This window comes from Helicobacter sp. CLO-3, from assembly GCF_001854545.1.
Classification (GTDB): Bacteria; Campylobacterota; Campylobacteria; order Campylobacterales; family Helicobacteraceae; genus Helicobacter_B.
Genome location: NZ_MLQN01000082.1, coordinates 1 through 625, shown reverse-complemented (window position 1 = coordinate 625; position 625 = coordinate 1). Strand labels below are relative to the sequence as shown.

2 protein-coding genes are annotated in these 625 nt (G+C 29.3%); both read right to left on the bottom strand.

Annotated features, from left to right (window positions below; all coding sequences use genetic code 11):
• A partial coding sequence (locus BKN38_RS10120) for a hypothetical protein (RefSeq protein ID WP_143000296.1) occupies positions 1-418 on the bottom strand: 418 nt, incomplete at its 3' end.
• 10 nt (positions 419-428) lie between these two features.
• Positions 429-625 (bottom strand): hypothetical protein (locus BKN38_RS11540; RefSeq protein WP_218117796.1); only part of this gene is annotated, 197 nt, incomplete at its 5' end.

Genomic DNA, 625 nt, shown 5'->3' with positions numbered 1-625 from the left:
GCATATTGTGAATATATACTTGGTTATCTTTTGGTTTATTTTCCGCATAATATTCAAATTCTAATGGTAAAAAAATATAATCCCCATTTTTAGCATTTTGGATAATTTTATCTATATGGAAATTGATTGGGATTTCACGAGTAGTACCAAAATTTACTGGATAAAATGGTGTATTTTCTTTGATTATTGAACTATCGAAACCATAAATAGAGTTTGAACCAGAGAATATTAATAATCGAGGTTTTTGAGTGGTTGTTGCGTTAATGTATTCTTTTATTTTATATGTATTTTTTATCCACGGCGAGCCATAAAACAAAAATGGATTGACTTTGGAAATTGTATATACAAAAAATAATATTGAATAGCAAATAAACATATAGCCAAAAATTACTCCAAAAAATATTAAAATCTTTTTCAAAGAAACCCTCCTAAAAATTAAAATACAAAAATTCAGGCGTGTAGCTTGAGATGCTTAATTGAATAATGCAAGTTAGGCACAATGCCCCCGCAAAAAACATTTTTTTGTTATCGAGTTTTGATGAAATCTCAAACGAATTCTTACAAACAACCACCAGTAAAAGCGCTCCAAGCAGAGTGCCTGCAAGCACAAAAGAATTTGCTTCAA